The organism is Methylobacterium sp. Leaf111 (genome assembly GCF_001423285.1).
Taxonomy (GTDB): Bacteria; Pseudomonadota; Alphaproteobacteria; order Rhizobiales; family Beijerinckiaceae; genus Methylobacterium.
The window spans coordinates 82377-107222 of record NZ_LMNE01000012.1; the positions used below are offsets into that span (position 1 = coordinate 82377).

The following is a 24846-nucleotide window of genomic DNA, read 5'->3' on the forward strand; positions in this document are numbered from 1 at the left end:
CCGCAGGTCCTCAGACTTAGGCTCAGGCGAGCCGCGGGCTGAACAGTCCGGGCAGCTTTTGCCGCAATGCTGCGGTCGCCGCAGGGTCCAACACGTCACGGGCGGACTACGCCTGGGCAAAACAAGACTTGGAGAAACGTCCCATGGTTGCGTCCAGCGCAATTCCCGTCAGCGATTCGGCCACACGGCCGATGAGCGCCGGCGAGAAGAAAGTCATCCTCGCCTCTTCCCTCGGTACCGTCTTCGAGTGGTACGATTTCTACCTCTATGGATCGCTCGCGACGATCATCGGAGCGCAGTTCTTCTCGGCCTACCCGGAAGCGACGCGGAACATCTTTGCGCTGCTGGCCTTCGCGGCGGGCTTCCTGGTCCGGCCCTTCGGCGCCCTGGTGTTCGGCCGGCTCGGCGATATGGTCGGGCGCAAGCACACCTTCCTCATCACCATCCTGATCATGGGCATCTCGACCTTCTGCGTCGGCCTGCTGCCCTCCTACGACACCCTGAACGGCTACGGCATCGGCTGGGTCGCCCCGGTGACGCTACTGGCGCTGCGCATGCTGCAGGGCCTGGCTCTGGGCGGCGAGTACGGTGGCGCCGCCGTCTACGTGGCCGAGCACGCGCCCCGCGGCCGCCGTGGCTTCTACACCGCCTTCATCCAGACGACGGCGACGCTGGGCCTGCTGCTCTCGCTGGTCATCATCCTGTCGACGCAGGGCTACGTGAACGGCGCCTACGCGCCCACCGTCACCACGGCCGCCGACGGCACCCAGACCACCATCACGGCCTTCCAGGCCTGGGGCTGGCGCATCCCGTTCCTCGTCTCCTGCGTGCTGCTCGGCATTTCCGTCTGGATTCGCCTGCAGATGAACGAGAGCCCGGCCTTCAAGAAGATGAAGGAAGAGGGCACCCACTCGAAGGCGCCGCTCTCGGAGGCCTTCGGCCAGTGGCGCAACGCCAAGTGGGCTTTGCTCGCGCTCCTCGGCCTCACCGCGGGTCAGGCCGTGGTCTGGTACGCCGGTCAGTTCTACGCCCTGTTCTTCCTCCAGAGCATTCTCAAGGTCGACCAGTTCACCGCCAACGTGCTGATCGCCTGGTCGCTGCTTCTCGCCACCGGCGGCTTCCTGTTCTTCGGCGCGCTTTCCGACAAGATCGGGCGCAAGCCGGTGATCCTCGGCGGCTGCCTGATCGCGGCGCTGACCTACTTCCCGCTGTTCGAGCAGCTCACCGCCAACGCCAACCCGGCGCTTTACCAGGCGCAGTCCACGGTGCCGGTGGTGGTCAAGACCAACCCGGACGAGTGCTCGTTCCAGTTCAATCCGGTGGGCACCGCCAAGTTCACCAAGGAGTGCGACGTCGCCAAGGCGCTGCTCGCCCGTTCGGCCGTGAACTACACCACCGAGCCGGTCGCCGCGGGCGCGCCGACCATCGTGACCATCGCGGGCAAGGACTTCCCCGTCGCCGACCCGGCCTTCGCCAAGTCGGTTCCCGCCGCCCTGACCGCCGCCGGCTACCCGGCGCCCGCCGGCAACGCCACCATCGTGAAGGTCGCCAACCCGATCGACATCTTCACGGGCCAGAAGCTCATCGTCATCGGCATCCTGACGATCCTCGTCCTCTACGTGACGATGGTCTATGGCCCGATCGCGGCGGCCCTGGTGGAGCTGTTCCCGACCCGCATCCGCTACACCTCGATGTCGCTGCCCTATCACATCGGCAACGGCTGGTTCGGTGGCCTGCTGCCGGCCACCTCCTTCGCCATCGTCGCCCAGACCGGCAACATCTATAACGGCCTATGGTACCCGATCGCGATCGCGGCGATGACCTTCGTCATCGGCCTCCTCTTCATCCCGGAGACCAAGGACCGCGACATCTTCACCTACGACGAGAACCCGGTCCGCTGAGGCCGGCTCTCCCCCGAGGGGCCCCGCCGCGAGGCGGGGCCCTTTTCGTTTCAGGTGGCTTGAGGCTCGGGCGTCGTCAGGAAGTCGGTGACCAGCAGGGCGTGGTCGGCGATGCTCTGGCGGGCATACGCCATGGCGAAGTCGGCGACCGCCTCGTCGAAGGCGGACCCCTTGCCGAGATAGCCGGCGATCATCGCGGCATCGCCCGAACGGGCATGGGCGCGGGCGAGGGTCGTGCCGCAGAGCCGGGCGTAGGGCTTGGCCCCGCTCTCGGCGAGGATCTCCGCCACCGCCGACAGCTTCCGGTTCTTCAGCTGGCGCACGTAGTAGCAGCGGCCGCTCGCGTCGGAGACCGTCGTGCCGAGGAAGAGATCGCTCGCCGCCTGCATGATCCGCTGGCCGTCGATGACCCGCTGGCCCTCCGAGGCGACGCTGAAGGGCTTGAGCGCGAGCTGGCCGATCACGGACGGGCGGGCTTCCTTGATCTGCAGGAACAGCGGGGCGCCGTCCGCGTCGCTGTAGATCCCGACGGCGCAGACCAGCCCCACCGAGCCGATGCCGACGACCTTGAAGGCGACGTCGCGCTGCGCGTAGCGCGAGAGGAGGGTCCAGCGGTCGGCGGTGAGGCTGTGCGGGTAGGCGAGCAGGGCCGCCGCCGCGTCGCGCACCGCCTCGGTGAGGCCGCGGGGCCCCTCGTGGAAGATGATCGGCGCCTTGTCGGCGATGCGCCACTCCACCGGGTCGGTCTCGTGCGGGGCCACCGCGAGGGTGGGCACGTCGCCACGGCTGAGGCCATCGGCATTCTCGGTCCCGGCCTCGGACAGGAGGCGCCGGCAGAGGTCGCCGTCGCCGAGGCGCCCGACCTCGTGGTCGAGGTCGATCCGACTGTGCCAGATCGCCAGGGGCGAGAGGGCCGCGAGCTCGCGCATGTGTTCGCGATAGGCCCGGACGCCGGCCCGCGCCGCCCGCCGCGCCTTGTCCGCGCCGTGCGGCAGGGCGGCCAGGGCGATGCTGGCGGCGAGGCGCTTCACGTCGACGGTGAAGTCGACGTTCCACAGGGTCTCGTCGAAATCGTTGATGTCGAACAGCGTCTGCCCCTCGGGGCTGCGGTAGACGCCGAAATTGCCGATGTGGCAGTCGCCGCAGGCCTGAACCGGGATGCCCGGCACCGGTACGCCCTCGAGGTCCGCCGCCATCACGGCGGCGGCCCCGCGCAGGAAGGCGAACGGGTCGGCCCGCATTCGCTCGCGGCGCAGGGGCACGAGCTCGGCGAGCCGGCCGGTTTCCCCGGCCTCGAGGACCGCGAGGGGATCGCGCTGCGGTGCGGGCCGCCAGTCGGCGTGCGACTCCCGCGAGACCTGCTCGCGCAGGCGCTTGCCCGCCGCCCGGCGCTCGTCGCGGCGGCTGGATTGGTGCGTATGAGTCATGGGATCGGGCCTCGTGGACTCAAAGAAGCGTAGCCGTTCCCAGCCGCCCGGGCGAGGCGTCAGTGCCGGAAATGGCGGTGGCCGGTGAACACCATGGCGAGACCCGCCGCGTCGGCGGCCTTGATCACGTCGGCGTCGCGCATCGAGCCGCCCGGCTGGATCACCGCCGTGGCGCCGGCTTCCGCCGCCGCGATCAGCCCATCGGCGAAGGGGAAGAAGGCGTCGGATGCGACCACCGAGCCCTTGGCCAGGCTCTCGGTCGCGCCGAGGCGCTTGGCGCCCTCGGCGGCCTTCCAGGCAGCGATGCGCGCGGAATCCACCCGCGACATCTGTCCGGCTCCGATGCCGACCGTCGCGCTGTCGCGCGCATACACGATGGCGTTCGACTTGACGTGCTTCGCGACCCGGTAGGCGAAGCGCAGGTCGGCGTATTCGCGCTCCGACGGCGCGCGCTGCGTGACGACCGTCAGCGGCATGTCGTCGACCACCGCGGCGTCGCGGGCCTGGACCAGGAGGCCGCCCGCGAGGGTCTTCACGGTCTCGCCGGCCCCGCGCGGGTCGGGCAGGCCGTCGGCCAGGAGGAGGCGCAGGTTCTTCTTGCCCGCGACGATCGCGATCGCCTCCGCGGTGGCGTCCGGTGCGATGATCACTTCGGTGAAGATCTCGACGATCCGGCGCGCGGCCTGGGCATCCAGGGGGCGGTTCATGGCGACGATGCCGCCGAAGGCGGATGTCGGATCGCAGCTGAGGGCACGCTCGTAGGCTTCGACGAGGCTCGCGCCCTCGGCCACGCCGCAGGGATTGGCGTGCTTGATGATCGCCACCGCCGCCGAGCGCGCCGGGTCGAACTCGGCCACGCATTCGTAGGCCGCGTCGGTGTCGTTGAGGTTGTTGTAGGACAGGTCCTTCCCCTGGAGCTGGCGTGCCGTGGCGACGCCCGGGCGCGGCAGGCCGGGAGACCGGTAGAAGGCCGCGCTCTGGTGGGGATTCTCACCGTAGCGCAGGGGCTGGGCGAGGCTGCCGCCGAAAGCCCGATAGGTGGGCGTCGCCGCGCTTTCGATCTGGCCGGCGAGCCAGTTGGCGATGGCCGCATCGTAGGTCGCCGTGCGGGCGTAGGCCTTCTGGGCGAGGCGGCGGCGGGTCTGCGCGTGCAGGCTGCCGGCATTCGCCTCCAGCTCGGCGAGGAGATCGGCGTAGTCCGCGACGTCCACCACGACCGCGACGTCGGCGTGGTTCTTCGAGGCGGCGCGGATCATTGCCGGGCCGCCGATGTCGATGTTCTCGACGCAGTCGTCGTAGGCGGCGCCCTTCGCCACGGTCGCCTCGAACGGGTAGAGGTTGACCACCAGGAGATCGATGGCGCGGATCCCGTGCGCCGCCAGGGCGGCCTGATGCTCGGGGTTGTCGCGCACCGCCAGCAGGCCCCCGTGGACGCCGGGATGCAGGGTCTTCACCCGCCCGTCCATCATCTCGGGAAAGCCGGTCAGGTCGGCGACCTCAGTGACCGGGAGTCCGGCCTCGCGCAGAGCCTTGTGCGTCCCGCCCGTGGACACGAGCGCGATGCCGAGGCGGTCGAGGGCGGTGGCGAACGCGACGAGGCCGTCCTTGTCCGAGACGGAGAGGAGTGCGCGGGTGACCCGCACCTGGTCATGCGACATGGCGTTGCGTCCGGAGGCAAGCGACGAGAAACTGAGCGGCGCCTACCATGAAATTGTGCGCTGCGGCCAGTCGTCCCCTCAGCCCTGGCGCGCCGGAACCCGGGCGAAGCCCCAACGGATGCGGGTGTCGTCCGCGACCGGCAGGTAGAGCACGATCTGGTCGGTGCGCCGGGCGCCGGTGATCCCGGCGAAGTAGACGCTCTCCTCCAGGGCCACGGGCACGCCCTCGGCACCGAAATGCCAGATCTCGCCGATCGGCGAGGTCAGTTCGAGGCGGCCGTCGTCGAGACCGCGCGCGGCGATCGCCGGATGGAGGTGAAAGCGCACCGCCACCTCCTGCGGCCGATGCCGGGCCTTGCCCCGCTTGCCGGCCGGCGGACGCAGGAAGGCGTCCTCGCCTTCGAGGACGTTGCCGTTGCTCGCCAGGCGCCAGCGTCGTTCGTGGACGATGCCGAGATCGCCCGCATAGCCGTCGTGGCGCGCCGCCAGGATGGTGGCGCCCTCCTCCGTCGTCCGCTCGGACTTCACGTCGCGCGGGCCGCGCAGGATCACGGGTCCGATCCGGTGCGAGAGCCAGGTCACGGCCCAGCGCTCGTACCAGGCTCCCCCCCCGACGAGGAAGCGGCAGGACGAGGTGTCGCCGACCGTCGCGGTGGAATGGGCGGCGGTGCTGCGGGCGAGACGGCGCAACTCGGGTCCGCTCGCGGGCAGGCCGCAATTGACGACGATGCGCTGGGGGCCGCTCGACATCTCGAAGGACAGGCACCCTGCCCCGGCGTTGATGGAATCGGGCAGCGGCGGCGGCGCGCCGACATCGGCGACGACGAGGACCCGCCCGCCCTCCAGGCGCTCGTAGCCGGAATTCGGCGCGTGCATCATCGGCTGGGCCAGGGCGCCGTCGTAGACCAGCAGGGTGGCGAGGTGGTCGGCCGCCGTGGCGCCCATGCCGTTGAAGTGGCTCAGCGACGCATCGGGGTGCCGGAGCAGGCGCAGGAGCGGCAGCATGCGGTCGATGGCGTGCAGGAGCGCTTCCGGCGGGTCGATGCTGCGCGACAGGAAGCTCTGGCGCAGGGGCAGCAGGTCGAGGAGCAGTTCCATGGCGAAGCGCGGATCGCGGCTGCGATGGCCGCCGTCGCGCAGGATCTGTCGCTCGAGTTCCCGCACCAGGATGCGGGTCGAGCGGCGCAGGATCGCCTGGATGCCGTCGCAGCACAGGCCCGCGTAGCAGAGCGCCACCGCCGCCAGCAGGCGGTTCTGCGGGGCGATGCTTCGGCGCAAGTCGCTCTCGAGGTCGCGGGCCGTTTTGCCGAGGGCCTTCAGGAAGGCCTGGTAGAAGGCGTGGTCGGCCCCCTCCAGGACGAGGGGCGACTGGCACAGGAACGAGATCAGCCGGCGGGCGGCGACCGGCGTCGGCCGGGCGAGGGCCGCGTCGCCCCGGCCGGCGATGAAATCGGCCACGAAGGCGCGGGCATTGGCGCGGGCCAGGGCCGTATCCGCCGCGCGCAGGTGGCGCAGCCAGCCGAAGCCGTAGAGGATGTCGGCCCATTCCGGAGAGGGCGGTGCGTAGTCGAAGGGCGAGCGACCGCTCACAGACAGGGAGCGCCCGGCGAAGACGAACAGGCCGGCATAGATGTCGTCGGCGAAGGTCGCGTCGCTGGTGCGTAGGTCGTGCGGTGCGATGACAAGCGCTGTGACGCGGGCGCGGGCCAGAATATCGGGTCGGCCGGTCACCCGGGCATAGGTGTCGCGCACCGAGCGCGCGACTTCGCGTCCGATCAGCCGATAGAAGCGCCAGCGATCAGTCCCCCAACGCACGCGCTCTCCTCTTCCGGGGGCACAGCCGCGGGCTGGCGTCGCTCCGCGTCCTGTCCATCTTGTAACTAGGCCGTGGGCCTTAACCTGCGGTTAACCTCAAGTCACCCGCCCCATCGGGGGCAGACGGCCTCATTCCGCCGGGCCAGAGGCGACCGGGCGCATCGGCCGGGCGCTGCGGGCATCCGCGGCCTTCAGCGCCTTCCAGCTGTTTGGCTGCGCCACGAAGGCCCGCAGCGCCGCGATGTTGGCCGTCGCTTCCTCGGGCGAGAGATCCTGGCGGGAGACGGCGTCCGCCTCGGCGAACTTGCCCTGCAGCCCGAGCACCAGGGCGAGGTTCTGGCGTACCCGTGCGTCGGCGCGGGGCTGTTCGGAGGCCCGCCGCAGGGTCGCCTCGGCCTGCGGCAGCTGGCGGCCGAGGGCGTAGGAAAGTCCGAGGTTCGACAGGATGACGGGATCGTCCGGCTGGATCTTCAGCGCCGCCTCGTAGAAGCCCTGGGCCCGGGTATGGTCGTTGAGCTGGTCCGCCACCGCGCCCTGGGCGGAGAGGACGCGCCAGTCGGGACGCGCCGGCGTGTGGGCGTTCTGAAGGACGTCGGCCGCTTCCTGGAACCGGCCGACCTCGGACAGGCTCTTGCCGTAGGCAGCCAGGACGGTGTTGTTCTTCGGGTTGCGCAGGGCCGCCTGCTGCAGGACCGCGACGGCCTGCGTCTTCTGGTTCGTGGCGCGCAGGGCCTGGGCGTAGCGCAGGGCCAGCGACAGGTCGTTCGAGTCGGCGGCGTACTTCTCGCCGAGGGCCTCGACCTCCCGTCGGCTGATGACGGCGGGGCTCGGGGAGCGGCCGAAACCCGGAAGGGAGATCCCCCCGATGGAGCCGGTCGTTTCCGGCGACCGGGACTGGCAACCGGCGGTGAGGGCCGCCACGAGCGCTGCCGCCAGGACGGGCATCGGGCGCACCCGGGAGAAGTTGACCAGCGGCCGGACCATGACGCGCTCCACGACGGCCCGCAGGGGCCTAGGATTTGCTCCGGCGAGCGCTTCGCGCTCCCGTTGCCCCGGTGATAGAGCGTTAACCCTAACCCGCCGTTAATCTCCCGCCCCTGCCCTCGCGAGCGCCATGATCCAGACCCTGTCCCGCCTCGTTGCCGAACCGGGCGACGCGATCCCGATCCTCGGCGTCACTCCAGAGAGCTGGCCGCAAGTCGAGGCGGCGCTGCCGGCCCCGCAGGCAGCCTATGCCCGCGCGACCGAGTTCGTGCCGAAGGCCGGGCGGATCGCCCTCCTCCCGGCGGCCGACGGTCGGCTGGGGCAGATCCTGTTCGGCCTGGGCGATCGCAGCGATCCGCTGATCGCCGGCAAGCTCCCCGGCGCCTTGCCGCCCGGCACCTATCGCCTCGTTCCCGCGGACGGGTTCGATGCCGGCGCCGCTTCCCTCGCCTGGCTCCTCGGGAGCTATCGCTTCGCACGCTACCGCGAGGCCGGCTCCGAGCGCCCGGCCCTCGTCGTGCCGGACGGGGTCGACGGTGCGGCCGTCACCCGCATCGCCGAGGCCGTGGCGCGGGGCCGGGACCTCGTGAACACGCCGGCGAACGATCTCGGTCCGGCTGAGATCGAGGCCGCGGTGCGCGCGGTCGCCGAGCGCCACGGTGCCATCGTCTCGGTCGTGACCGGGGAAGACCTCGCCGCGGCGTTTCCCCTCGTCCACACGGTCGGGGCGGCCTCGCCGCGGGCCCCGCGCCTCATCGACCTCGCCTGGGGGCCGACGGACGCGCCCCGCGTGACCCTGGTCGGCAAGGGCGTCGCCTTCGACACCGGCGGACTCGACATCAAACCGTCCAGCGGCATGCTGCTGATGAAGAAGGACATGGGCGGTGCCGCCGCCGCCCTGGCGGTCGCCGACATGGTCATGGGCTCGGGGCTGAACCTGCGCCTGCGCCTGATCGTGCCGGCCGTGGAGAACGCCATCTCGGGCAGCGCCTTCCGGCCGGGCGACGTGATCCGTAGCCGGGCCGGGCTCACCGTCGAGATCGGCAACACCGATGCCGAGGGGCGGCTGATCCTCGCCGATGCCCTCGCCCTGGCGGATGCCGACGCACCGGACCTGCTCCTCGACTTCGCCACCCTGACGGGGGCGGCACGGGTCGCGCTCGGACCCGACCTTCCGGCCTTCTTCACCGAGGACGAGGCGCTGGCCACGGCGGTGTCCGAGGCCGGGATCGCCGTCGCCGATCCGGTCTGGCGCCTGCCCCTGCACAAGCCCTATGCGCGCCTGCTCGATTCGAAGGTCGCCGACCTGAACAACGTCTCCGGCGGCCCCTTCGCCGGGGCGATCACGGCGGCCCTGTTCCTGCGCCGCTTCGCCCCCGGAACCCGGGCGCACGTCCATTTCGACCTGTATGGCTGGAACCCGTCCACCAAACCCGGCCGGCCGGAGGGGGGCGAGGTGCAGACCGCCCGCCTCGTCCACGACCTCCTCGCGCGCCGCTATCCGAAAGCCTGATTGCGAGGAGGCCCGCCCGGGCGCGTGGCTTCAGAGGCCGAGCATCGCCTTCTCGGATTCGTAGGCGGCCCGGACCGGCTCCGCCCCGTAGAGCCGCTCCAGCCGCCGCACGGTGAAATGCGCCCGGGCGGTGGACTGGAAGTGGTCCATGAAGGCGGCGTTCACCGCCGCCCCACCGACGGCTCCCAGGATGGGGACGGCCTGCGCCGCCACCTTCTGGGAAACGACCAGGCCGAAGCGGGCCGCGATCTGCGTCGAGAAGCGGATCAGGGCCGGCGCGGCCTCGTCGAGGAGGGCGCGGTTGCCGGCATAGCGCGCCGCCTCGACCATCGTCTTGGCCAGGGCCGCGCGCACGGCGAAGTAGCCGCTCTCGGTGAGCGCGCTGCCCGCCGCCTCGCGACCACCCAGGGCGAAAACCTGCACGCAGGCCAGGGCATTCTCGGGATCGCTGAGGTCCTCGCCCTCCTCCCGGGCGATCTGCGCGATCGAGCGCAGCATCAGGGTGGTGGAGACCGGCAGTTCGATCGCGAGCGTCGCGAGGCCGAAGGCGCCCCCGAGGGCACCGGAGACGGCGGCCATCGCCTTGTGGCCGAAGGCGCTGGAGGGCAGGTACTTCGCCAGGCGCGTGGTCGTGCGGACCGTCGCGGAATCCGTGTCGGCCGGACCGGCGAGAAGCGGATCGGCCGGAACCGCGATCGCGCGCCCCTCCGGCAGCGTCGCCAGGGCGACCTTGAGCGAGGCGCGCATGGCGCTCTCCGTCGCCTGCGACACCGCGTCGGTGACCGGCGCCGGCAGGGCCCGTCCGATCATGTCCAGGGGGGCGCCGGCCACGGCCGAGAGCCGCGCCGCGAGGCCGGGCTTCTCCAGCGCCTCGACGGCGCGCCGCAAAGCCGCCCGATCGGCCTCGCTCAGGCCGGGAATGCCGGGGCTCACGGCCGGGGCGGTGGTGGTGTCGTCGACGAGTTTGATGTTGCTCACGTCTGCTGTCTCATCCGTGTGCCGGGTGGGGTTTCGCGGGCCGGCCTGCGCCAGGGTGGTCCTGGCCGGTGGAAGCAAGGCCGGGGCCCCGCGGATGGTTCCCGCCGATCTCGTCGCCCGCGGCCGCTTCGGGGCGGACCGGGTCCGTCGCGGTCGCTTCGGCGGCGGACGCCTTTCGCCCGCCCGCCCGGCCGACCAGCAGGCAGAGGACGACCACCGGGATGCCGACCGCCGCCGTGAAGGCGAAGAAGACCGGATATCCGTAGGCCGCCACGACGAAGCCGGAGGTGCCGGCCACGAGCTTGCCCGGCAGCGCATAGAGCGAGGAGAAGAGTGCGTACTGCGTCGCCGCGAAGCCGGGCGCGGTCAGGCTCGACATGTAGGCGATCAGGGCCATCCCGGCGAAGGAGCCGCAGAAGTTGTCGATCGAGATCGTCGCCGTGAGACGCCAGACCTCCGGTCCGCCGAAGGACAGCCATGAGAAAGCGAGGTTCGAGGCCGCACCCAGGAAGGCGCCGACCACGAGAGTGGGGAACAGGCCGAAGCGCGTCATGGCCCAGCCGCCCACGAAGGCGCCCGCGATGCCCACCCAGATGCCGTAGAGCTTCGAGACGGCTCCGATCTCCACGAGGCTGAACCCCACCTCCCGGTAGAGGGGGCTCGCCATCACGCCGGAGATGAAGTCCGGCAGGCGATAGAGGGCGACGAGGAGCAGGATCGCCCAGAGGCGGGCGCCGAGCCGCGTGTGCAGTTCGGTGAGGGGCTCCAGCACCGCGCCCCGGAAGGTCCAGGTCCTCGCCGGGGCGGCCGGCGTCGCGTCGGTGATCGCGCGGTCATAGGCCGGAGCGAGCAGCGCGGCCACCATGCCGACGGCCATCAGGGCCGCCATCGACAGGTAGGCGACGTTCCAGCCATAGGCGCTGGCGACGAAGAGGGCTCCGGCACCGGCCGACATCAGGGCGAGGCGGTAGCCGAGGTTCGAGGTGGCGGCCATCACCCCCTGCAGGTCCGTGCCGGCGGCGTCGATGCGCCAGCCGTCGATGACCACGTCCTGCGTCGCGGCGCAGAAGGCGACGAGGAACGCACCGAGGCCGAGAAGCGCCAGGCTGGTGCCGGGATCGGCGAAGGCCATGAGGCTCAGCGACAGGGCGACCGCGCACTGGGTCGCGATCATCCAGGCCCGGCGGCGGCCCAGCGCCCGGCTCAGCACCGGCACGTCGAACCGGTCGATGATCGGGGCCCAGAAGAACTTCAGGCTGTAGGGGAGAGCCAGATAGCTGAACAGGCCGATCGATTTGATGTCGACGTCCGAGTAGGCGAGGCGCGTCGAGAAGGTCCCGAGAACCAGCAGCAGCGGCAATCCCGACGAGAAGCCCAGGGCGAGCATCAGGAGGATCCGGGGATCCTCGACGATGTCCCTCAGTCGGAGGCGGCGGCTCGGGATCTCCAGCGCGTCGCTTTGGGCCATGGCATGGAACTCCTGGGGGCCGAAAGGCTTGATGCCCGCAGACCATAGCAGGCCTCCGCGCCGCCCCGGCACGGGGCTGTCGCCGGGCCCGCGTGCCGTGGCGCATCGCTTACCATCGGCAGCATGCCTTCCGAAATCTTAACGCGAGGTCTCGCATCTTCCTGTTAGCGGCCCGATCGCCTCCAAGAGGTTCCTCGATCCAGGTGTTGACGGCGGGGTTTCCCGGCAGTTCAAGTCTGTGGTCGCGCCCGAGTGGACCGGCGACGGGCCAACGTTCAGGTCAACATTTCGGGTGTCTCGTCTTGGCTGAAGCCGATCATGACGCATAGGGAAACGCCGGCTACCGGAGCACACGGCCTCGGCATCAGCGCAGGCGCATTCGTGGCGGCGTTCACCGCGAGTCCGACGCCCATGGTCCTCACCGACCCGCGCCAGCACGACAACCCGATCGTCTGGGCGAACGAGGCCTTCCTGAGCCTGACCGGCTACGCCTGGGAGGAGATCTCGGGTCGGAACTGCCGCATGCTGCAGGGACCCGAGACCGATCCGCGGGCCGTGCGTCGGTTGCGCGACGCGGTGATCGCGGGGCGACCCATCGAGATCGAGCTGGTCAATTACCGGAAGGACGGGACCTCGTTCTGGAACGGCATGACGGTCGCCCCGGTGCACGATGAGACGGGGCAGATCGTGCATTTCTATTCGGCGCAGGCCGACATGACCGGCAAGTACCGGACCGAAGTCGCGATGAAGGACGCGCACGACGAGCTCGAACGACGGGTCGGGGAGCAGACCGCCCACCTTCGCGCCGCCCTCGAGCAGAAGACCGCGCTCCTCCACGAGGTCGACCATCGGGTCAAGAACAACCTCCAAGTCATCTCCTCGCTGATGCTTCTCAAGGCGCGGCGCACCCCGCGCGGAGAGGCCAAGGATGCCCTGCAGGGCATGGCGGAGCGCATCGGCGCCCTCTCGACGGTGCACCGGATGCTCTACTCCACCGGCGACGTCACGCGGTTCGACCTGCGCGAGTTCGCCGACGACTTCGTCTCGGAGCTGGTGGCGGGGCTCGACACGGACCGGACGGCCGTCAGTGCGGAGATCGACTCGATCGCCGTATCGGCCGCGATGGCGGCGCCCCTGGCGCTGATGTTGCACGAACTGGCGACCAACGCCGTCCGGCACGCATTCCCGGACAGCCGGCCCGGGCGCATCACGATCAGCGCGCAGCGCAGCGACGACGGCCTGCGCATGCTGATCGAGGACGACGGCGTCGGTTTGGCCGGTGGCACGCCGAATCCGGCCGGCTTCGGTCGCTCCCTGGTGGAGATGGTTGTGCGGCAGCTTCGCGGGGTGATCGCCTGGAGCGACGTCGCACCGGGCACCCGCGTCGAGATCCTCGTTCCCCTCGACGCGATCTCCCTCCAGAGTCCCATCACGGATCGGGCGCCGGGGCCCGAATGGGCTTCCCCATGACCGAGACGCCCCTGCGGATCCTCGTGGTCGAAGATGAGGTCCTGATCGCCCTCGAACTGGAATGCCTGCTCGATGACCTCGGCCACATCACGGTCGGCGTCGCGGGGAATTCTGCGGACGCGATCGCCCTGGGGCAGGCGACCTCCCCCGACGTGGCGTTCGTGGACATCCACCTGATCGACGGCCCCACCGGCGTCGAGGTGGCCCGCGCCCTCAGCGCCGATCCTCACATCACGGTCGTGTTCATGACCGCGAACGCCAAGCGCATCCCCGACGATTTCGCCGGCGCGGTCGGGGTCATCGCGAAACCCTATTCCGAGCGGGTGGTCGCCGGCGCGCTGCGCTACGTCGCCGACCGGCGCGCGGGCCTCGCGGCCACGGTCGAGGGGCTGGACGGGTTTCGCCTGGCCTCGGCGCCCGAGACCGGCGAGCGGCATACACCGGTCCGTTGACGTCCGGGGAGCGGCCTTCGCGGCTCCCGACGCGCGAACGGGCTAGCGATTCGTGGGTCCGGCGCCAGCGGTAGCCAAGGCGCGGCGGTTCTCGGCCTGACTGCTGACTTCTCCATAGAACTTGTTCGCATCGCCGAGCTGGATCGAGGGCTGGCAATTCGGCGTGCACGAATAGGATTCGCGCTCGAGACCGCGCTGAACCGTGATGACGGCCGCCTGCGGCGCCTGCACGCTGATCGTGGATTCCGCCAGCATGTGGCCGGCGGCGTCGAGGGCGATCAGGTTGGTGCTGCCAAAGCTCTTCCCGGTCAGGATCAGGATGCCGTTACGCTGGAGGGCGACGTCGGCGATCATCGGATTGCCGACGATGACGGTCTGGGTCTTCTCGGGCAGGCGCATGACCTTGGCGTTGTCGACCGTGACCGCCACGATGGTCGGCGGCGCGTCCGGTGCCTGAGCGCGCACCGACCCGCATCCGAAGACGGCGTACCCGGCCAGGAGAAGCGCCGTCAGGATCCGGAGAGGGATGTGGGACGGATTGGTTGGGGAGTGCATCGGACGCTCACTGGACCGCACGGCACGACGCAGATCGTGATTGATCTCGGTGCATCAAGACGCACCCACCGGCCGAAGCTCGACGACCAGGAGACACCAGTACGGTAAACGAACCGATAATCGGGTTGTCCGACTTGTGATGAGAGACCCCCGTCGGAACCGCCCGTAAATGCGGGTGGCCTGAAGACGACCCGTGCGAGCACCAGAAGTCTCGGATCGGAGCCCCCAGCTCCGCTGCCGAGGGCGGCGTGCGGCTTTTAACCAACCCTTCACCACATCACGAAGCGGTTTCCTCCGCCCGGGTTTCGGCGACCGATTTAACCCAATGGCAACGGCGCCGGGGCACACTCCACCTGTCGCCGATTGAGACGCCTACAGCGTGAACGGCACATGCCTTTCCAGGGGAGTTTTGCCATGACCACCATGTTCAAGCGTTTCGTGGCCGACGAGTCCGGCGCGACCGCGATCGAGTACGGCCTGATCGCGTCTCTGATCGCCGTCGCCGTCGTCACCGTTCTGACAACGGTCGGCACGAACCTGCGTGCGACCCTCACCACCGTGGCGAACAACCTCAAGAGCTCGTAATCGCGGTCCGCGCACCCGGGACGGTCTCGCGGCTACGGCCCCGGTGGCCGAGCGGTTCGCTGTAGATCTTCCGATTTTGCCGGTTTCGAGGAGTATTGCGGGATGTCCGCGATGCTCCTCGCTCCGTTTCGGATCTGCGGGATCGTTCGCGCGCGTGGCGTGCGCCCTTTCGGGTTTCGCGGCACGGACTCTTAATCCCGGTCCGGGATCATGGGGCAAGGCCGGGGTTCCCCAGGGCCTCCCGCCCGCGAGAGACCCGCGCCCGCAAAATGTTGCGCCCGCAAGAGACAGGACCGAGAACGACATGGCCAGCGTCAGCCTCCTCGTCGTGTTTCCGTTTCTCATGGCCTACGCCGCTGTCAGGGACCTCCTGACGATGTTGATCCCCAACACCGTCTCGGTGGCACTGGTCGTCGGCTTCGCGGTCTTCGCCGTCGCCACCGGCCTAGGCTGGGACGATCTCGCCGGGCACCTCGGCGCCGGCGCCGCGACCCTCGTCGTGACCTTCACGCTCTTCGCCTTCGGCTTCATCGGTGGCGGCGACGCGAAGCTCGCGGCTGCGACGGCCCTGTGGATCGGCTTCGACCAGCTGGCCGGCTACCTCCTCATCGCCTCGCTCGCCGGCGGCGCACTGACCCTGACGCTCCTCGCGTTGCGCCAGCAGCCGCTCCCGCCCACGATCGCCCGCCTCCCCTTCGTGCTTCACCTGCACGATGCGAAGACCGGCGTGCCCTACGGCATCGCCCTCGCCCTCTCGGCGCTCCTCGTGCTGCCCGACACGGCCATCTGGCTTCGCCTGGTCGCGGTCTGAACGGCATTGCTCCTCGGTTCGGCAATGCGTCGAACCGATTACTCCTTGTTAACCGTAATTTGAGGAATGCCAGGCCACTCTGAACCGACACGGCGATGTGCCGTCGCAGGTTCGAGTTCGGCGATGAAACCAGCCAGACTGGCCGTCCTTGCCATAGCCCTCGTGGCAGGTGGTGGCGCGGCGTTGTTGATTAGCGGGGAGGACAGGCCGGTCGTGCAGCCGGCCGCCATCGTTCCGCCTCCCGTCGTGCCGATGACGGACGTGCTCGTCGCCGCCGCCGAATTGCCGATGGGCCAGAACATCCAGGCACCGGACCTGCGTTGGCAGCCCTGGCCCAACGATGCCGTCACCAGCGGCTACATCACCCGCACCAATTCGCCCCGCGGCATGGAGGAGATCGTCGGGTCGATCGCCCGGTCGAGTTTCCTCGCCGGTGAACCGATCCGGCCGCAGAAGCTCGCCCGCTCCGACGGCGGCTTCATGGCCGCGATCCTGCCCGCCGGCATGCGCGCCGTCGCCATCACCATCGACGCGATCGGCAGCAGCACGGCAGGCGGCTTCATCCTCCCCAACGACCACGTGGACGTGCTCCGGACCTATCGGGACGAGGAATCCTCGCGCGGGAGCGCGGAGGTACAGGTCTCGGAGACGTTGCTCCAGGACGTGCGCGTCCTGGCGATCGGGCAGATCCTCCAGGAGAAGAACGGCAACACCGTCGCCACCGGCCAGACGGCGACGTTGGCCCTGACGCCGGCCCAGGCCGAGACCGTCACGCTCGCCCAGAAAGTCGGTCAACTCTCGCTCTCCCTGCGGAGCCTCGTGGATAGCGGGCGCGCGGGCGAGCCCATTCTCGAGGGTCGTCCGGAGACGGCCCTGACCGTGGTGCGGTTCGGCGTCGCGAAGCAGCAATCGCGACGCTGAGGGAAGCACACGCACCATGACTGAGGACACGTCGATGACCCTCTCCCCCTGGCCGGCGGCGCGCCGCACCCCACTGCTGGCTTGCCTCCTCGCCGGCATCCTGCCCAACGCGATGGTCAATCCGAGCTACGGCCAGCCCTCCGGCGGACTGACGGCGGCGCCGATCCTCGCGGTCGGGACCAACGAGGCGGCGACCTCGCGCCGGATCGATCTCACCATGGGACGCTCCCTGGTGATCGATCTGCCGCGCGACGCCAAGGAGGTCTTCGTCGCCAATCCGAAGGTCGCCAACGCGGTCGTCCGCTCGACCCGGAAGGTGTTCATCATCGGCATGGAGAACGGGGCCACGTCGATCTTCATCATGGATGCCGAGGGCCGGCAGATCACGGCCCTCGACGTCACGGTGGCGCGCGACCTCAACGTGCTGCGCCAGACCCTGAACCAGAGCATCGCCGGGGGACGCTTCGACGTGCGCGCCGCCGGGGATTCGGTCGTGCTGACCGGGACCGTCAACTCGGCGTCCGAGGCGGCCCAGGCCCTCGACATCGCCAATGCCTTCGTGGGGATCTCGGCCGCCGGCGCCGCGGCGCGCGGCGCCGTCATCAACAACCTGACGATCCGCGGCAAGGATCAGGTCATGCTGCGCGTCACCGTGGTGGAGGTGTCGCGCACGGTCCTGAAGCAGTTCGGCGTCAATCTCAGCGGCGGCTGGTCCGGCCTGAACCTCGTCAACACGGCGCCGCTCGCCCTGAACGGCGGCTCGTTCCCCACCGGCAACCTCCTGTCCGGAACGATCAACGGGCCGGGCGGAGCGAACCTCACGGCCACCCTGCGGGCCTTCGAGCAGGCCGGCGTCTCCCGTGTTCTGGCCGAGCCGACCCTGACGGCGATCTCCGGCGAATCCGCGACCTTCACGGCCGGCGGGCAGATCCCGGTCCCGTCGAACCTGAGCTGTACCTCCGTCGGCACCAGCACGATCCAAACCTGCGTTCCGAGCGTCAGCTACAAGGATTACGGCGTCAGCCTCAACTTCACGCCTGTGGTGCTGGCGGAGAACAAGATCTCGGTGCGCGTGGGCACCCAGGTCACCGAGATCGACCAGCAGAACGCCCTGAACCTGAACTTCACCGGCACCACCACGGCCGTGCCGGGCTTCACCGTCCGCAAGTCGGAGACCACGATCGAGCTCGCCTCCGGCGCGACGATGATGACCGCCGGCCTGATCCAGCAGCGCAACAAGGCGGCGATCACCGGCTTGCCCGGCCTGATCAACCTGCCGATCATCGGCGCGCTCTTCCGGTCGCGCGATTATCAGCGGCAGGAAACCGAGCTGATGATCATGGTCACGCCCTACATCGCCAAGCCGATGGAGCCACGCCAGGTCTCCCGCCCGGATGACGGTTTCGTCGATGCGCAGGATGCGCAGGCCATCCTGCTCGGGCGCTTCAACCGCCTCTACGGCGTCGCCGGCGCCAGTCCCCTCGGCAGCGCCTATCGCGGCCGCGTCGGCTTCATCACCGATTAGTCCGGCGCTCTCCCGACCGTTCCAGGCGCTCCGGCCCCGGCCTCAGCAGGACCCTCCCCCGATGTCCACCTCTCCCCTCCGCACCCCCCTGGCCCTCGTGGCCGTGGCCGGCGTCGCCGCCCTGCTCGGAGCCTGCCGAGCCGATCCCGTCGTGACCACCGGCTCGCTCTATCCGGCCGACTACCGCGCGCGGCATCCCCTCGCCCTCGCCGAGGGCGTGCGCACCCTCGACGTGTTCATCACGGGCACGGGCCATCTCGATCCGCGCCAGGCCGCCGACGTCGACGCGTTCCTGCTGGAATTCCGGCGCTACGGGCGCGGGACGCTGGCCCTCGACGTTCCCGCCGGCGGCACGCCCCGGACGGCGGCCGCGGTGGAGCGGACGGCCGCGGCCCTGCATCGCATGAGCCTGAACGGCGGCGTCTCCGACCGCCAGGTGGTGGTCGCCCGTTATGCGGTGGCCAATCCGAACCTTGCGGCGCCCCTCCGGCTCAGCTTCCAGCGCATGGAGGCCAGGGGCGGGAGCCAGTGCGGAACCTGGCCCCAGGATCTGGGCGTCGGAGATCCGGCCTTCAGCGGTCGCAACGAGGCCTACTGGAACTTCGGCTGCGCGACGCAGTCGAACGTCGCCGCGCAGATCGCGGATCCCGTCGATCTCGTCCGCGCCCGCCCGGAAGGTCGGATCGATACGATCCGGCGGACGAACGACATCGGCAAGATCCGCGACGGCAAGGATCCGTCAATCGAATGGCGTCAGGATGGGAAGACCTCGATCAAGGCGCAGGTCTCCCAATAACCGCGTCGGGCGGGCGCACCGTCTCGCCCGCGACGTGCCCCATCTTCGCTCCCGCATCGGCGGCAACCTGAACCGGAATTCCCTCCATGACGGATCTGAACGAGACGTCCGAGCGCATCATCGCTCCCGTGCCGCGGATCACGATTCAGGCGTTCTGCGAGACGCAGGAGAGCGCGGCGCTGATCGAGTCGGCCGGCGCGGACCGGCGCCTGCAGAAGGCGCACATCAAGGTTCAGATGGGCGGCGGCGCGGCGGCGGTCGAAGCGTATCGGCATGCGCCCACGCCGAACGTCATCGTCATCGAGACCCAGGGGGCGAAGTCGCGCCCGCTCGAATGCCTCGATTCGCTGGCCGAGGTCTGCGACGAGGGAACGAAGGTCGTCGTCATCGGGCATGTCAACGACGTCGCGCTCTACCGGCAGTTCATCCAGCGAGGCGTCAGCGAGTACCTGATGGCGCCGGTGCGCCCGATCGATCTCATCCAGGCGATTTCGGACCTGTTCACGGCGCCGGGCGCCAAGCCGGTCGGCCGCACCGTCGCCGTCGTCGGCGCGAAGGGGGGGGTCGGCGTCTCCACTCTCGCGCACAACCTGGCCTGGACGATCGGCCGGGAGCAGGACACCGCGACGGTCATCGCCGACCTCGATATCGCCTTCGGGACCGCGAGCCTGAACTTCAATCAGGATCCGCCCCAGGGCATCGCGGAGGCTGTGTTCGCGCCGGATCGCCTGGATTCGAATCTCCTCGACCGGCTCCTGTCGAAGTGCAGCGACAATCTCTCCCTGCTCGCGGCCCCCGCCACCCTGGACCGCACCACCGATCTCGCCGAGCCGGCCTTCGACCATCTGCTCGACCTGTTGCGGGCTGCCGTGCCATGCGTCGTCCTCGACGTGCCGCACCAGTGGACCGCCTGGTCGCGACGGCTCATGATCAGCGCGGACGAGATCCTGATCGTCGCGAGTCCCGAGCTCGCCGCCCTGCGCAACACGAAGAATCTTCTGACGCTTCTGCAGCAGAACCGCCCGAATGATCGCAAGCCCCGCATCATCCTCAACGGCGTCGGGGTGCCCAAGCGTCCCGAGATCGCCGCGGCCGAGTTCGCCAAGTCCCTCGACACCACGATCACGGCCGCGATTCCCTTCGATGCCGCGCTGTTTGGGACCGCCGCCAACAACGGGCAGATGATCGGCGAGGTGCAGGCCAACGCGAAGGCGGCCGAGATCTATTCGTCGCTCGCCGCCTCCATCACCGGCCGCGCCGAACTGCGCCGGGCGCGCCCGAATCTGTTCGAGCCGCTGCTCTCCAAGCTCGCCCGTCGCAAGGCGTCGTGATGCTCCGGCCTGCTCCCCGTGACCTGATCGCCAGGAGGCTGCACCATGTTCGGTAGACGATCCGGCAGCGCAGCGGTGCAGGCGCCGCGTCCGGCGGCCGTGGTCGACAAGCCGGAAGTTTCGCTGCCGGTCCACGACGATTCCGCCCTGCGCCCCCGCGCGGAGGCGCCCCGCCGGCCCGAGCCCGCGCCCGTCACGGAGTCGGCCAAGTCCGAGGACTACTTCCGCACCAAGAGCATGATCTTCGGGGCGTTGATCGAGGCGATCGATCTGTCCCAGCTTTCGCGTCTCGACGCGGAATCGGCGCGCGAGGAAATCCGCGACATCGTTTCGGAAATCATCGGCCTTAAGAACATCGTCCTGTCGATCGCCGAGCAGGAAGAGCTGCTCGACGACATCTGCAACGACGTGCTCGGCTACGGCCCGCTGGAGCCGCTGCTGGCCCGCGACGACATCGCCGACATCATGGTGAACGGCGCCAGCCGCGCCTTCATCGAAGTCGGCGGCAAGATCCAGCTGACCAACGTCCGCTTCCGCGACAATCAGCAACTGATGAACATCTGCCAGCGGATCGTGAGCCAGGTCGGCCGGCGGGTCGACGAAGCCTCGCCGATCTGCGACGCCCGTCTTCCGGACGGGTCGCGCGTCAACATCATCGCGCCCCCGCTGGCCATCGACGGGCCCGTGCTGACGATCCGCAAGTTCAAGAAGGACAAGCTGACCCTCGACCAGTTGGTGACCTTCGGAGCGATCTCGCCGGAAGGCGCCCGCATCCTGCAGATCATCGGCCGCGTGCGCTGCAACGTGGTCATCTCGGGAGGCACCGGATCCGGCAAGACCACGCTGCTGAACTGCCTGACCCGCTACATCGACGCCGACGAGCGCATCATCACCTGCGAGGACGCGGCGGAACTGCAGCTCCAGCAGGCGCACGTGGTGCGCCTCGAAACCCGGCCTCCCAACATGGAGGGGTCCGGGCAGGTCACCATGCGCGACCTCGTCAAGAACTGCCTCCGCATGCGGCCCGAGCGGATCATCGTCGGCGAGGTCCGCGGCCCGGAGGCCTTCGATCTCCTGCAGGCCATGAACACCGGTCACGACGGCTCGATGGGGACGCTCCACGCGAACTCCCCGCGCGAAGCCTTGGCCCGTATCGAGTCGATGATCACCATGGGCGGTTTCAGTCTGCCGTCGCGGACGCTGCGCGAAATGATCTGCGGCTCCATCGACGTCATCGTGCAGGCCACCCGCCTGCGCGACGGGTCGCGCCGGATCACCCACATCACCGAGGTGATGGGACTCGAGGGCGACGTCATCATCACCCAGGATCTCTTCCTGTACGACGTGCTCGGCGAGGACGCGAACGGCAAGCTCATCGGGCGCCATCGATCCACGGGTATTGGCCGCCCCCGGTTCTGGGAGCGCGCGCGCTATTACGGCGAGGACGAAGCGCTCGCGGCGGCCCTCGATGCGGCCAGTGCCGGCGGGAGTGGGCTGTGAACGCCGGCGGCCTGGCCCTCGCCTCCGGTCTCCTCGCGCTCACGGCCGGGGGGCTCGCCTACGTCTTCGTCTTTCCCTACCTCTCGGGAGAGAAGCGGTCCGCCGAACGCCGTCGCACCGTCAGCGTCGTGACGGCACCGGGAAACCGGGTCGCGACCGTCAATCGCCGCGAGCAGGTCGCCAAGAGCCTCAAGGACGTCGAAGCGAAGCGCGAAGGCACCAAGGTCACGCTGGAGCTGAAGCTGGCCCGCGCCGGCCTGTCCTGGTCGCGCAAGCAATATTTCGCCGTTGCGGCAGTGATGGCGGTGGTGTTCGGCCTGGTGATCCTGATCGCGACCGGCAATCCCCTCGCGGGGTTGGGCGCGGTCTTCGCCGGCGGCTTCGGGCTGCCTCTCTGGCTCATCACGTATCTGCGCAAGCGGCGGATCAAGGCGTTCATCAACGAATTGCCGACGGCGATCGACATCATCACCCGCGGTGTGCGTGCGGGTATCCCGGTGGGTGACTGCTTCCGGATCATCTCGCGGGAGGCCGAGGAGCCGATCCGCAGCGAGTTTCGTCAGGTGGTCGAGTCCCAGACTCTCGGCCTGTCCCTCGGCGAAGCCCTGATGAAGATGCACGAGCGCGTGCCCGTGTCGGACGTCAACTTCTTCGCCATCGTGATCAGCATCCAGGCCAAGTCCGGCGGCAATCTGTCCGAGGCCCTCGCCAACCTGTCCCGGGTTCTGCGCGAACGCAAGAAGATGGCCGGGAAGATCCAGGCGATGAGCATGGAGGCGAAGGCGTCCGGCGGCATCATCGCGGCGCTTCCCTTCATCGTCGCCCTCCTGACCTACCTGTCGAGCCCGGATTACATCTCCCTGCTCTGGCGGACCGATATTGGGAAACTTGCCCTGGTGTGTTCCGCGATCTGGATGTCGCTCGGGGTCTTCACGATGAAGAAGATGATCAGCTTCGACGTCTGATTCGTCGATGCCTACCCGGTATCAAGTTCGAATCCTCGTCCGGTCGGATCGTACGGAGACACCGCATGCTGGATCTCATCGCCGCCAAGGTCACCGAGCCGCGCTTCCTCGGCACCGCCCTCGCCGCCATCGCGGCGGCTGCGACCGCCTTCGCGCTGCTCCAGCCGATGCTGGAGCCCGACCGCCTCGGGAAGCGCATGAAGCTGATCGGCGAGGAGCGGGAGGAGATCCGGCGCCGCGAACGCGAGCGCATGAGCTCCAAGGCGACGCTCCGGGTCGCCCCCAAGGCCTACATGAAACGGGTGGTGGAGCAGTTCAACCTCAGCCGTTGGCTCGGGACGGAGACCGCCCGCAAGCAGCTGATGATGGCGGGCTATCGGTCGCCGGGGGCCGAGACGGGATTCCTGTTCTTCCGCCTGGTGACGCCGATCGTTCTGGCTCTGGTGGCGATCTTCTACCTCTTCGTGCTCGGTGTCCTGGATCAGCCGTTTGCCATCCGCACGATGATCGTCATCGGCGTGCTCCTGTTCGGCATCAAGGCCCCGGAGTTGTACCTCCACAACCGCGCCAGCAAGCGGCAGACCGAGATCCGGGCCGCCTGGCCGGATGCCCTCGACCTCACGCTGATCTGCGTCGAGTCCGGCATGTCCGTCGAACACGCGTTCCGGCGCGTCAGCACCGAGGTGGTCGGGCAATCCATCGTGCTCGCCGAGGAACTCGCGGTCCTGACCGCCGAGCTCTCCTACCTGCCGGATCGGCGCATCGCCTTCGAAAACCTCGCCAACCGCATCGGTCTCGATCAGATCAAGGCGGTGACGACGGCACTGATCCAGGCCGAGCGCTACGGAACGCCCGTCGGCCAGGCCTTGCGCGTACTGTCCCAGGAAAGCCGCGACATGCGGATGAACGAGGCGGAGAAGAAGGCCGCCGCCCTGCCGCCGAAGCTGACGGTGCCGATGATCCTGTTCTTCCTTCCGGTACTCTTCGTCGTCATCCTGACCCCGGCGATGATCCAGATCTTCCGTTAGGACCCAGCCTTCACATTCACGTGGCCCGTGACCCTTGAACGCGGCGTTGGCTCCGGAGCCGGCCCAACGCAAGGATGTTCAGCGCATCCGTTTCCTGCCATGCGACGGGGATGCTCCCAACGCTGTCACCGGACTTCGCATGAACGTCCTCACCTACGCGATCGGCGATATTCACGGCTGCGCCGATGCGTTGCTCCGTCTGTTGGAACAGATCAACCTGCACCGGGCCGGGCGTCCGGCCCGCATCGTCTGCCTGGGCGACTACGTGGATCGGGGTCCCGAGAGCGCCCGGGTGATCGAGATTCTCAGGCACCTTCAGCGCGACGCTCCGAGTGCCCTCACCTGCCTGATGGGCAACCACGAGCAGATGATGCTGGAGGCCTATCGCGACCCGCACGGAGCCTCCACCTGGCTGAGCAACGGCGGCCGGCAGACCCTCCGCTCCTTTGGAATCACCGGCCCGGAAGCGTTTCCGCCCGACGTGCTGACCTGGCTCTCATACCTCCCCACCGTCCATGAGGACGCCGCGCACTACTTCGTCCATGCCGGCTTTCGCCCCGGGCGAACCGGCGTCGATCCCGATCTGTGGAACCGCCTCTGGATCCGAGAGCCGTTTCTCGGCACGGCCTTCGACTTCGGGAAGCACGTGGTTCACGGACACACGCCGCAACTGGAGGGGATGCCCGACCGGCAACCCTACCGCACCAACCTCGACACTGGATGCGTCTACGGCCGGTGCCTCACGGCCGGCGTCTTCGATGAGACGCAGGGGCCGCCGATCGATTTTCTGCAGGTCGATCGCGACGGTTAGTTTGACGCAATTTGTTTGTGGATCGGACCGGCCCAAAGAGTTGTTGAAGTGTTCGTGCGGCGGCTCGCGCTTCAGCGACCCGTCATTGGGATGTGGTGTCTGCGGAACGCGTGCCGGTCGTCCAGGGGACGAACCTCGCCCCACCCATTTCCCGCCGTCGACGCACGCCCATCTTCGAAAAGCATTGCCGACCGTGCCCGGCAGCCTCTAGCATCCTGAGCGTCGGAGCCAATCAACGAGCGCCGCGGTCAGGGATCAGAAGCGATGTCGTGGTGCCAAGCGCCGCCCGCCCCACAGGACCGGCATCGGCGGTCCCGCCCTCCGCGTGCCCAGCCCTGCCACCGCCTCCACG

21 protein-coding genes are annotated in these 24846 nt (G+C 69.1%); 14 read left to right on the forward strand and 7 right to left on the reverse strand.

The window, feature by feature from the left end; all coding sequences use genetic code 11:
* The first annotated feature begins 143 nt into the window (after positions 1 to 143).
* A complete protein-coding gene (locus ASF41_RS09520) occupies positions 144 to 1901 on the forward strand; it encodes an MFS transporter (protein WP_056274489.1) in 1758 nt (585 codons plus the stop codon).
* A 50-nt stretch (positions 1902 to 1951) separates the two neighbouring features.
* Here ASF41_RS09520 and ASF41_RS09525 read toward each other — a convergent pair whose 3' ends face one another.
* From ASF41_RS09525 to ASF41_RS09540, 4 genes are all read right to left on the reverse strand, one after another.
* Positions 1952 to 3328 (reverse strand): DUF2252 domain-containing protein, encoded by a 1377-nt coding sequence (locus tag ASF41_RS09525; protein ID WP_056492710.1) that lies wholly within the window; start codon positions 3326 to 3328, stop codon positions 1952 to 1954.
* A gap of 59 nt (positions 3329 to 3387) precedes the next feature.
* Positions 3388 to 4986, reverse strand: a complete 1599-nt coding sequence (gene purH, locus ASF41_RS09530; RefSeq protein ID WP_056492713.1) for a bifunctional phosphoribosylaminoimidazolecarboxamide formyltransferase/IMP cyclohydrolase — start codon at positions 4984 to 4986, stop codon at positions 3388 to 3390.
* 78 nt (positions 4987 to 5064) lie between these two features.
* On the reverse strand, positions 5065 to 6801 hold the full coding sequence (locus ASF41_RS09535; protein ID WP_056274481.1) for a heparinase II/III family protein: 1737 nt from the start codon (positions 6799 to 6801) through the stop codon (positions 5065 to 5067).
* 129 nt (positions 6802 to 6930) lie between these two features.
* Entirely contained in the window at positions 6931 to 7785 is an 855-nt protein-coding gene (locus ASF41_RS09540; protein WP_056492716.1) for a tetratricopeptide repeat protein, read from the reverse strand.
* A gap of 130 nt (positions 7786 to 7915) precedes the next feature.
* Here ASF41_RS09540 and ASF41_RS09545 point away from each other — a divergent pair, with 130 nt between their 5' ends.
* Complete coding sequence (locus tag ASF41_RS09545) at positions 7916 to 9298, forward strand: M17 family metallopeptidase (protein WP_056492719.1); 1383 nt, start codon at positions 7916 to 7918, stop codon at positions 9296 to 9298.
* A 30-nt stretch (positions 9299 to 9328) separates the two neighbouring features.
* On the opposite strand, the gene ASF41_RS09550 is transcribed toward ASF41_RS09545, so the two are convergent.
* Both ASF41_RS09550 and ASF41_RS09555 read right to left on the reverse strand, forming a co-directional pair.
* Positions 9329 to 10276 carry an EcsC family protein gene (locus tag ASF41_RS09550; RefSeq protein WP_056222382.1) on the reverse strand — a complete coding sequence of 316 codons (948 nt, stop codon included), beginning with the start codon at positions 10274 to 10276 and terminating at the stop codon, positions 9329 to 9331.
* A gap of 10 nt (positions 10277 to 10286) precedes the next feature.
* Complete coding sequence (locus tag ASF41_RS09555) at positions 10287 to 11744, reverse strand: AmpG family muropeptide MFS transporter (RefSeq protein ID WP_056492722.1); 1458 nt, start codon at positions 11742 to 11744, stop codon at positions 10287 to 10289.
* A gap of 318 nt (positions 11745 to 12062) precedes the next feature.
* On the opposite strand from ASF41_RS09555, the gene ASF41_RS09560 reads away from it, so the two are divergent.
* A complete protein-coding gene (locus tag ASF41_RS09560) occupies positions 12063 to 13214 on the forward strand; it encodes a histidine kinase dimerization/phosphoacceptor domain -containing protein (protein ID WP_056274469.1) in 1152 nt (383 codons plus the stop codon).
* A complete protein-coding gene (locus tag ASF41_RS09565; protein WP_082504259.1) occupies positions 13211 to 13666 on the forward strand; it encodes a response regulator in 456 nt (151 codons plus the stop codon). Before ASF41_RS09560 ends, ASF41_RS09565 begins: the two co-directional genes overlap by 4 nt.
* A 42-nt stretch (positions 13667 to 13708) precedes the next feature.
* Here the strand turns inward: ASF41_RS09565 and ASF41_RS09570 are convergent, their stop codons facing one another.
* Entirely contained in the window at positions 13709 to 14221 is a 513-nt protein-coding gene (locus ASF41_RS09570; protein ID WP_082501303.1) for a pilus assembly protein N-terminal domain-containing protein, read from the reverse strand.
* Positions 14222 to 14635: 414 nt separating this feature from the next.
* On the opposite strand from ASF41_RS09570, the gene ASF41_RS09575 reads away from it, so the two are divergent.
* The 10 genes from ASF41_RS09575 to ASF41_RS09620 all read left to right on the forward strand — a co-directional run bounded on the left by ASF41_RS09575 (position 14636) and on the right by ASF41_RS09620 (position 24494).
* Positions 14636 to 14806 carry a Flp family type IVb pilin gene (locus tag ASF41_RS09575; RefSeq protein ID WP_056222398.1) on the forward strand — a complete coding sequence of 57 codons (171 nt, stop codon included), beginning with the start codon at positions 14636 to 14638 and terminating at the stop codon, positions 14804 to 14806.
* A gap of 304 nt (positions 14807 to 15110) precedes the next feature.
* Positions 15111 to 15617, forward strand: a complete 507-nt coding sequence (locus tag ASF41_RS09580) for a prepilin peptidase (protein ID WP_056274464.1) — start codon at positions 15111 to 15113, stop codon at positions 15615 to 15617.
* 123 nt (positions 15618 to 15740) lie between these two features.
* Positions 15741 to 16538, forward strand: coding sequence for a Flp pilus assembly protein CpaB (cpaB, locus tag ASF41_RS09585; RefSeq protein ID WP_056222406.1), 798 nt, complete (start codon positions 15741 to 15743; stop codon positions 16536 to 16538).
* A 34-nt stretch (positions 16539 to 16572) separates the two neighbouring features.
* Entirely contained in the window at positions 16573 to 18063 is a 1491-nt protein-coding gene (locus ASF41_RS09590; RefSeq protein ID WP_056351305.1) for a type II and III secretion system protein family protein, read from the forward strand.
* 61 nt (positions 18064 to 18124) lie between these two features.
* Positions 18125 to 18859 (forward strand): CpaD family pilus assembly protein, encoded by a 735-nt coding sequence (locus ASF41_RS09595; RefSeq protein ID WP_056492727.1) that lies wholly within the window; start codon positions 18125 to 18127, stop codon positions 18857 to 18859.
* 86 nt (positions 18860 to 18945) lie between these two features.
* On the forward strand, positions 18946 to 20190 hold the full coding sequence (locus ASF41_RS09600) for an AAA family ATPase (protein ID WP_056222418.1): 1245 nt from the start codon (positions 18946 to 18948) through the stop codon (positions 20188 to 20190).
* 45 nt (positions 20191 to 20235) lie between these two features.
* A complete protein-coding gene (locus ASF41_RS09605; RefSeq protein ID WP_056222422.1) occupies positions 20236 to 21690 on the forward strand; it encodes a CpaF family protein in 1455 nt (484 codons plus the stop codon).
* Complete coding sequence (locus ASF41_RS09610; protein WP_056274451.1) at positions 21687 to 22655, forward strand: type II secretion system F family protein; 969 nt, start codon at positions 21687 to 21689, stop codon at positions 22653 to 22655. The genes ASF41_RS09605 and ASF41_RS09610 overlap by 4 nt, the downstream gene beginning before the upstream one ends.
* A gap of 65 nt (positions 22656 to 22720) precedes the next feature.
* Entirely contained in the window at positions 22721 to 23683 is a 963-nt protein-coding gene (locus tag ASF41_RS09615) for a type II secretion system F family protein (protein WP_056222428.1), read from the forward strand.
* A gap of 139 nt (positions 23684 to 23822) precedes the next feature.
* Positions 23823 to 24494 carry a metallophosphoesterase family protein gene (locus tag ASF41_RS09620; protein WP_056492731.1) on the forward strand — a complete coding sequence of 224 codons (672 nt, stop codon included), beginning with the start codon at positions 23823 to 23825 and terminating at the stop codon, positions 24492 to 24494.
* The last annotated feature ends 352 nt before the right edge of the window (positions 24495 to 24846 follow it).